Source organism: Bacillus pseudomycoides DSM 12442, assembly GCF_000161455.1.
GTDB classification, from domain to species: Bacteria; Bacillota; Bacilli; order Bacillales; family Bacillaceae_G; genus Bacillus_A; species Bacillus_A pseudomycoides.
This window is the reverse complement of sequence record NZ_CM000745.1, coordinates 3,045,041-3,053,093: the sequence shown is the minus strand read 5'-3', so window position 1 is coordinate 3,053,093 and position 8,053 is coordinate 3,045,041. Positions and strand designations below refer to the sequence as shown.

General features: G+C 35.6%; 8 protein-coding genes. All 8 read right to left on the bottom strand.

The window, feature by feature from the left end:
* A partial coding sequence (locus BPMYX0001_RS15380) for an SH3 domain-containing protein (protein WP_157753659.1) occupies positions 1-543 on the bottom strand: 543 nt, incomplete at its 3' end.
* A 381-nt stretch (positions 544-924) separates the two neighbouring features.
* Entirely contained in the window at positions 925-2,778 is a 1,854-nt protein-coding gene (locus BPMYX0001_RS15375; RefSeq protein WP_003208055.1) for a PTS fructose transporter subunit IIABC, read from the bottom strand.
* Between the two features lie 12 nt (positions 2,779-2,790).
* Positions 2,791-3,702: a 1-phosphofructokinase gene (gene pfkB, locus BPMYX0001_RS15370; protein ID WP_018783594.1), complete on the bottom strand. Its 912-nt coding sequence runs from the start codon at positions 3,700-3,702 to the stop codon at positions 2,791-2,793.
* On the bottom strand, positions 3,699-4,451 hold the full coding sequence (locus BPMYX0001_RS15365) for a DeoR/GlpR family DNA-binding transcription regulator (protein ID WP_006095662.1): 753 nt from the start codon (positions 4,449-4,451) through the stop codon (positions 3,699-3,701). The genes pfkB and BPMYX0001_RS15365 overlap by 4 nt, the downstream gene beginning before the upstream one ends.
* A gap of 159 nt (positions 4,452-4,610) precedes the next feature.
* The gene (locus BPMYX0001_RS15360; protein WP_006095661.1) at positions 4,611-5,774 is read right to left on the bottom strand and encodes an iron-containing alcohol dehydrogenase; all 1,164 of its coding nucleotides are present in this window, start codon (positions 5,772-5,774) and stop codon (positions 4,611-4,613) included.
* Positions 5,775-6,010: 236 nt separating this feature from the next.
* Positions 6,011-6,553 carry a DUF420 domain-containing protein gene (locus BPMYX0001_RS15355; RefSeq protein WP_026008522.1) on the bottom strand — a complete coding sequence of 181 codons (543 nt, stop codon included), beginning with the start codon at positions 6,551-6,553 and terminating at the stop codon, positions 6,011-6,013.
* 320 nt (positions 6,554-6,873) lie between these two features.
* Positions 6,874-7,185: a hypothetical protein gene (locus BPMYX0001_RS15350; protein ID WP_033799051.1), complete on the bottom strand. Its 312-nt coding sequence runs from the start codon at positions 7,183-7,185 to the stop codon at positions 6,874-6,876.
* A gap of 88 nt (positions 7,186-7,273) precedes the next feature.
* Positions 7,274-8,053 (bottom strand): BC_2427 family protein (locus tag BPMYX0001_RS15345; RefSeq protein ID WP_033799050.1); only part of this gene is annotated, 780 nt, incomplete at its 5' end.

Below are 8,053 nucleotides of genomic sequence, written 5' to 3'. Positions count from 1 at the left end.
CTTTTCTTGTGCTGCTGGTTTTTCTTGTGCTGCTGGTGCTTTTGCCTCTGCTTTAGCAGGTGCTGCAGCTTGAGCAGGAGCAGTCGTTTCTTGTTTTTCAATAACAGGTGCTGTACCTGTTAAGAAAGGAACATGAACGTAAGCCGTTTTCCCGTTATATTCGAATTGTAACCATCCATTTTGTACTTGGTTCGTTGTTTCGATCATATCGTCTTTCTTAAGCGTACCAAGAATTTCTGAGTTTGTGTTCGCTTCAGCACGTACGTTTAATACGTTTGCTGTTACGTAGTAGATGCTTTTTGTGAATTCTGTGCTTACGAATGCGTCTTTACCATTTAATTTGATTTGTGACCATCCGTTTTCTGTATTTGTAACATCTAATTTATGACCATTTAATACTTTACCTACAACTTGTGATTCAGTAGTTGGGTTCTCGCGTACATTTAATACCTCTGTTGTTACAACAGTTTCTGCTTTTGCAGAAGTAGTGAAAATCCCAAGACCAAAAACCGCTGCTGCTGCTATACCAATTAATTTTTTCATGAATAGCCTCCATTCGCTTTGTTTTCGTGTCCTCATTATAGCAACAGTTTTTCAGGAGATTTAGGATATCACACAATTACAAACGATTCGTAATCAACCATTAATGCTTTGTAATATAAAGTAGAATAAAAGAAAATAGTGTTCTATACGTATTTTTAAGAGTTTTAATCATTTTTTTCTTTCAAACTCATATGTTTTTTTTGCAATAAAAGTAATAGTATTACCATCTTGTTACAAAAAAACACCGAAACATTACAATTCTTGGTTGCGCTATGTCTTTTTATGTCATAAATCATATACATTTTGACATTCATATATATAACGTACACTATAATCCGAAAAGGACAGCTACCTAATATGGCCGCTGTCCTTTTGAACTTTTTATGAAATTTTCTTTTTCCATATCCCTAACATAAGGGCAGATACAATAGAACCTATTAATATAGAAAGAATATATAGAACTGGTTTATTCACTAATAATATAACAAATATTCCACCGTGTGGCGCTGGCAATGTAATTCCAAATAACATCGATAATGCACCAGCAAGACTTGAGCCCACAACACAACTGACAATTACACGGATTGGATCAGCAGCCGCAAATGGTATTGCCCCTTCTGTAATAAATGATGCCCCCATAATATAGTTTGTAAAACCCGATTTACGTTCTGCTTCTGTAAATTTCGCTTTAAAAAGTGTAGTTGCAAGTGCAACCGCAAGCGGAGGTACCATTCCACCAGCCATAACAGCTGAATGCACACCAAAGTTTCCAGCCTCAATTGCAGCAATCCCAAATGTAAATGCCGCTTTATTAATAGGACCGCCCATATCAATAGCCATCATTCCACCTAAAATAAGTCCTAATAATATAGCATTCGCACCACCTAAACCATTTAACCAACTCGTTAACGCCTCATTTAAAGCAACAACAGGAGGATTTACAACTTTCAACATTAATACCCCTGTAAGTAACAAACCAAGTACCGGATATAATAAAACAGGTTTAATTCCTTCTAATTGTGCTGGTAAACCTGCTAATACTTTCTTTAAACCAAGTACAATATATCCAGCTAAGAAACCAGCAATTAATCCACCTAAAAATCCTGCATTTGCTTGCGCTGCTAAAAATCCACCGACAATACCAGGCATAAACCCTGGGCGATCCGCAATAGAACTCGCAATAAATCCAGCTAATATCGGAACAAGGAATTGGAATGCCCCTTTACCACCAATTGACATTAATGTTTCTGCAATCGGCCCTTTCGTATCGATACCACCAAAGAAAAAGGCTAGTGCAATTAAAATACCTCCACCAACAACGAAAGGTAACATATTACTAACACCATTCATTAAATGCTTATATATACCAAATCCTTTTTCCTTCTCTGGCTCCTCTACTTTTCTATTTTCTTTTATTCCTTTAAAAATCGGGGCTTCTTGATTCACAGCTCGATTAATTAGCTGGTCTGATTTCCGAATACCATCTGCAACTGGTACTTGAATAACATGCTTTCCAGCGAAGCGATTCATTTCTACTTGTTTATCCGCCGCAACGATAATAGCTGTTGCACGCTCAATATCCTCTTTCGTTAATCCATTTTTCACACCAGTAGAACCATTTGTTTCGACCTTAATCGCAATTCCTAATTCTGCTGCCTTTGCCTTTAGACTGTCCGCAGCCATATATGTGTGAGCGATACCAGTCGGACAAGCTGTTACCGCTAACACATATGGTTCATTTCCCTCCGGTTTTGTTACTTCACTTTGCTCATCTTCTTGTTCATTTTCTTTTTCATCGAACAAATGAAGAAGCTCCTCTTCACTTTTTGCTTCTAACAGTTGTTTGCGAAACCCTTCATCCATTAATAACGTAGATAGACGAGATAGTGTTTCTAAATGTGTATTGTTTGCTCCTTCACTAGCCGCAATCATAAAGAATAAATGAGCTGGTTGTCCATCAAGCGACTCATAATTGACACCGCTTACACTTCGTCCAAAGCAAATAGCTGGTTGTTTGACCGCTTTTGTTTTGGCATGTGGAATAGCAATCCCTTCACCAATTCCAGTTGTACTCTGCATTTCACGCTGTAAAATAGCCTCTTTAAATTCCTCTTGGCTATTCAATCTTCCTGCCTTTTCTAGTTTCTCTACTAATTCATCGATGACAGCTTCTTTTGCTGAAGCTGTCAAATCCATGATAACGGTATCCCTTTTTAAAAGTTCTGTAATTTTCATCTTCTGTTCCCCCTATCGCTTTGTAATCATTACTTGCGATAATAATTCCTCTACTTTATCTTTCGTACATAAATCAGCTGAAAAAGCTGTTGCACTTCCTGTTGCTACACCATAACGAATTGCTTCTTCAATATCTTTCGTTTTTTCATATATCCCCACAAAACCTGCAACAAGAGAGTCTCCCGCTCCGACAGAATTGATAACTGTTCCTTTTGGTACGGTTGCCTCATATATTCCTTCACTTGTAAATAATAAAGCTCCATCTCCTGCCATAGAAACAATTACATTCTGTACACCTTGTTCAATTAACTTTTTTCCATATGGAATAATTTCTTCTACTGTTGAAAGCTTTTCTCCAAATAATTCTCCAAGCTCATAATGATTCGGCTTGATTAAAAATGGCTTATTTTGAGTCACATACTGAAGCGCACTTCCGCTCGCATCAACAATGACGTTAATGTGACGTTCTGCTCCAAAAGCAGCAATCGTTTCATAAAATGTTTTTGGAATCGATGCTGGAATACTACCAGCTAATACAAGATAATCACCAGCCTGCATATTTTCAATTTTGTTCATCAACTGCCCGAGCTGCTCATCCGTAATAACAGGCCCTTGCCCGTTCAGTTCTGTTTCTTCCTGTCCCTTTATTTTCACATTAATACGCGAATCTCCATCTACATGAACAAAATTCGTCCTAACACCTTCACTTTTCAAAACATCTTCAATAAATTGACCTGTGAATCCACCTATAAAACCGAGCGCTGTATTATCTATTCCCATCCGATGAAGCACACGGGATACATTAATCCCTTTCCCACCAGGAAATTTCATATCTTTTTCCGCTCGATTGACAGTTCCCAGTGTGAAATACTCTGCTTGAACAACATAATCAATCGATGGATTTAAAGTAACTGTATAAATCATCGTTTATCAACCTCAATTACATTTGTTTTTCGTTTATATTCTTCTTGCTCTCCTTCTAATGCATTTGTAATAATTGTCGCTTCTTCAATACTTGCAATTTTCGCAAATGCAACTTCGGCAAATTTACTTTCATCTATTAAAAAATAGCCTTCATTCGCTAATGTTAACGCCCTTTTTTTCAGCAATGCTTCTTCAGGATCAGGTGTTGTATATCCAAGCTGTTCATGTACACCATTCGCCCCTAGGAAACACTTATCAAATCGATACTGCTGCATACTTTCCTGTGCCATCGCACCAATTAAAGCCTTTGTTCGACTCTTCATCATCCCACCAAGCAAGTAAGCACGAATATTATTTTCAACTAGCGCTTCAATATGCATAAGTCCATTTGTTACAACTGTAACTTCTTTCTCTATTAAATACGGAATCATTTCAAACGTTGTACTTCCCGCATCTAAATAAATACAATCACCTTTTGCTACAAAAGACGCAGCATGCTTAGCGATTTGTTTTTTCACTTGAATGTTTTTGGCTGATTTTTCAACCATCGTAGGCTCTTCACCTTTTCCAGTTAATACAGCAGCCCCGCCATGGACTCTTTTTAATAAACGCCCTTTCTCTAATTGCGCTAAATCACGACGGATTGTTGATTCTGAACTTTTTGTTTCTTCCACCAACTGTTGTAATTTCACTACTTTTTTCTCTTTCACAAGCTGTAAAATTAGCTGATGACGTTCAGGAGTTAACATATCACTCACCTCTTCTTTGATTACAGTATAATGAAATCGGATTCAAAAATCAATCAAAAACATTCAAATTCATTCAAATAAAACCACTAAACCGTTCAATAACATTCAAAGAACCTTCTTGATACGTATCAAGAAGGTTCTTTGAATTATCTTTATCCTTTATAATGAAGCTCTATAAATCTCTACTACATCTTTTTTATTTAATTTTTTAAAATGACCAAATTCACCATCAACCATCGCTTTTTCAGCCATTACATCAATTTTCTCTTCTCCAATTTCATAGTCAGCTAAACGAGATGGTGCTTCAATAGATATCCAGAAGCTTCGCAACGCTTCGATACCTTCCATCGCAATTTCCTTATCCGTTTTCCCTTCCGTCTCTATATGAAACACACGCACCGCAAATTGTTTAAACCGATCTACATTTTCATCTAAAACATGCTTCATCCAATTTGGGAATAAAATCGCTAAACCACCGCCATGTGGAATATCATACACAGCTGAAACGGCATGCTCAATATTATGCGTTGCCCAATCACCGCGGACACCCATTGCTAAAATGCCATTTAGCGCCATCGTTCCACAATATAAAATTGTTTCTCGATGCTCATAGTTCTCTAAACCATTTAAAAGTTTCGGGGCTGTTTCAATGACTGTTTTTAAAATAGATTCACAATAGCGGTCTTGTAATTCTGTATTTGAACCTTGATGAAAGTATTGTTCTAATACATGGGACATAATATCAACCATACCATAAATAGTTTGATTTCTTGGTACAGAAGCTGTATGGGCTGGATCTAAAATAGAAAACTGTGGGAACGTAACAGGACTACCCCACCCATACTTTTCATTCGTTTCCCAATTTGTAATAACAGACCCTGCGTTCATCTCAGAACCTGTCGCCGCAAGAGTTAGTACTGTACCAAATGGTAAAGCTTCATTTGCAAATGCTTTCTTTGTCACAATGTCCCATACATCACCATCATATTTACTACCTGCAGCAATTGCTTTCGTACAATCGATGACACTTCCACCACCGACAGCTAAAATAAATTCAATATCATTTTCTTTACAGATTTGAATTCCTTTATTTACAGTAGATAAACGTGGGTTCGGTTCAACGCCTGTTAATTCAAAAATTTCTGCATCAATTTCGTTTAATATAGAGATTACATTATCATATACGCCATTTCGTTTAATACTCCCCCCGCCATATACGAGAAGAACCTTTTTACCATACTGAGGAATCTCTGTTTTTAATTGTTCTAATTGCCCTTGCCCAAAAATAAGCTTTGTCGGATTACGAAATATAAAATTTTGCATAATTTCCTACCCATCCTTCCAATATAAAAGTTACTATACTTTTGTATAACATATTTTGTTCATTTCACAAAAATATTTGCTTCATAAAGTGAATCTTCCATCAGTGAAAGTTAGCTCTCACCAATCAGATTTTCCCTCACCCTATCTTCTTCACCTCTCTTTAAATCTTGAGTTGTGGGATATTACTACCTATGAATAGCGGAATAAAAAAATCCCAGCCCAAAGGCTGAGATTTTTTATTGATAATACGGTGAAATCATTAAGTAAACAATAACACCAGAAAGACTTACGTATAACCAAATTGGCATCGTCCAACGTACAATCTTACGATGACGAGTCAATTGGTTTGTAAAACCATATACAAGCGAGAATAATGCAAGCGGTACAATAATTGCCGCAAGGAAAATATGCGTAATTAAAATAAAGAAGTACACATATTTAATAATACCTTGCCCACCAAAATGCGTTGCTGGTGCTAAATAATGATACGATAAATATGAAACACAAAATAGCAATGTTGTTGTAAATGCCGCAAGAATAAAACCTCGGTGCATCTTTACATTCTTTTTAATAATAGAAAACAATGCTGCCAATAAAAATACAAATGTAAAGCTATTAAAAATTGCATTTAACATCGGCAAGATTGTTACATCAAAATGTACCTCTCCTTTGTAGCCAACAGGTCCAAAAAACAAAAATAAAATAATCGCATTGACAACTACAGAAAGCGTTATCACAATAGGAGCATAGCTTTTCTGATTTGTTGATTGATCTATCAAATTGTTCACTCCCTCTTCCTCTTTTACATATGTATAGTTAACCACACTATTTTAACATATTATTCATAGTGCAAATGTGACAATACTTTGACACACTGAAATCAAACAAAGAAAAAATCCTTCTTAATCATACTTCTTAAGAAGGATCTTATCGCTTTATTATTGAAATAGCAATTCGTTTAGTTTTTATTAAAAAACATGTCACTATATGCTTGAAAAATCTCTGATACTTGATATCCCATTAAAGAAATTGCTGTTAATGAAAAGAAACCAATCATAAGAAATCGAAACCACATATTATTCTCCTCCTTGTATTTAGCTTATAAACAATACGCTGTATTACAAATCGGATAGCAATCTCCTTCTTCGGCTTCTTTTTTCTTCACAATGGCTGTTATAAACCGAATCATAAAGAATGTGATAAAAGGAAGTTCCGTCTGTTTTATATTGGCATAGTTGAGCAACGGTTCCCGCTCTAAATCGGACGGAGATGAGAAGGAATAGAACATACCTTGCTCTTCCATGTACACAATAACAATTTTTAAACAAAATAAAATTCCAAGAAATGAAACAATATCTTGCCAATCTGTTGTATACAATACATTATAAAGATCCAATACGTACTCTTCCATTATCACCCCTCCTTCCTTTTTTACCATTTTCCTCGTCCGCATATAAAAAGTCAAGAAAAATGTTTTATATACACTGTGGCAATAGTGATTACATAATTTCCACTTGCACTTCTTGCTCTTGTAATATTTGAACGATTAACTCAAGCACTATTTTTTGCAGTAACTGATACCTAACTAATCCATCACTTTGCTCATTAGAACACCCCATTGTATATTCAATTCGCTGTACAACATAGCCTTCTACCAACAACTTTCCTTTTTCAATTGTTACTGAATTCTCTTTTGATTTTAGAACTTTTTGAGGAAAAAATTTACTATCTGTCAAAACAATTTCTTGTAAAACTTCTTTAATTTCTACTTCTTCTTGAAACATCACTCTTTCTTCTAAACTAATTTCCGTTTTATACTTCCCTATTTCAACTGGCAGTTTCGTCGTTACATAGTTACTCCTTTTTTTTTCGTTTCTCTGTTTTAAATTCAAATTGTGTATAGGAACCCATAAAGATTGCTCTAACTGATTTTCCCCACTATGTTTTATATAATTCTCACTCGAAAATTCTAGAAAAATCCTCTTTTCAAAAAGCTTTGAAGAAATTAAACGACAATATGGCTGTTCGTTATAATGATGTACCGTAGCTAACAACTTTGTATCTAACTCACGAAATATTTCATTCTCTTCGTTTTGAAATGCAAATACTTCTTCATTCGTACTACTCACAATAGGCGAGATTAAAAAATCAGCCACTTCGGATATGGTATGAAATGGTATTTTAATTGTCATGAGACCTGCCAATCTTCCTTCTTTTAATTCAGGAGGTGAACTTTCTTCCATCCCAATCTCTGTAAATAGATTTTCTTCCATCTCGAT

Excerpts from the sequence above, each read along its gene's own strand:
- BPMYX0001_RS15365 (WP_006095662.1), bottom strand. The coding sequence starts at position 4,451 with ATGTTAACTCCTGAACGTCATCAGCTAATTTTACAGCTTGTGAAAGAG.
- BPMYX0001_RS15375 (WP_003208055.1), bottom strand. The coding sequence starts at position 2,778 with ATGAAAATTACAGAACTTTTAAAAAGGGATACCGTTATCATGGATTTG.
- BPMYX0001_RS15350 (WP_033799051.1), bottom strand. The coding sequence starts at position 7,185 with ATGGAAGAGTACGTATTGGATCTTTATAATGTATTGTATACAACAGAT.
- BPMYX0001_RS15360 (WP_006095661.1), bottom strand. The coding sequence starts at position 5,774 with ATGCAAAATTTTATATTTCGTAATCCGACAAAGCTTATTTTTGGGCAA.
- pfkB (WP_018783594.1), bottom strand. The coding sequence starts at position 3,702 with ATGATTTATACAGTTACTTTAAATCCATCGATTGATTATGTTGTTCAA.